General features: G+C 68.3%; 1 protein-coding gene and 1 pseudogene. Both read right to left on the bottom strand.

All coding sequences use genetic code 11. The annotated features are described in order from the left end of the window. Positions 1–36: 36 nt before the first annotated feature. Positions 37–303 (bottom strand): hypothetical protein, encoded by a 267-nt coding sequence (locus tag MKK54_RS00030; protein ID WP_244008481.1) that lies wholly within the window; start codon positions 301–303, stop codon positions 37–39. Then, positions 300–581 (bottom strand): annotated as a pseudogene (locus MKK54_RS00035) (hypothetical protein); the annotation flags it as partial. The gene MKK54_RS00030 and the pseudogene MKK54_RS00035, both read right to left, overlap by 4 nt.

A 581-nucleotide genomic window follows, 5' to 3' on the forward strand; every position in this document is an offset into this window, starting at 1 on the left:
GCTGCGTTGACGAGGTCGAGCGCGGCGAGGATCGGGTCAGGCGTGCTCATGCTCGTCCTCCCGATCTCGCAGGCGGACGACCAGCATGTGCAGAAGAGCGCCGCACTCGTCGCGCTTGTATTGGCGGCACGCCTTGGTGAAGGCGGCGCCGGGATTGAACCTCCCGGCCCTGTTGGTGCTGGCTCTAAGGGTTTCCTCGGCCTTTCGCCGCACAGCGGGGTCGTCGAGCAGCCGGTCGAGCTTCGCGACAAGCCAAGTCCGGCCGGTGGCATCCGTGTAGGGGATGGTGCCGAGGGCGCTCATGCGTCCGGCCCCTTCCCATCCGCGAAGAGGGCTGGCTGCTTCTGCTGGGCGCGGGCCCACACCTCCGTGCACGCCTCGTGACCCAGGAGTTCGTAGGCAGCTTGGACGAAGGCCTGCCGCTTGGCGTCGATTTTCGAGTAGCCGGCGGCTTGGCTCGAACCGAGTGCCATGGAACGCTCGGCGCGACGCAGGACCCCGATGCGCTCCTGCAGGACGGGACGACTCCGGCGCTTGCGCTTCAGGGCGATCTCGGCACGGGTGCGCCAGGACGGATCGTC

It is taken from the genome of Methylobacterium sp. J-068, assembly GCF_022829445.1.
GTDB lineage: Bacteria > Pseudomonadota > Alphaproteobacteria > Rhizobiales > Beijerinckiaceae > Methylobacterium.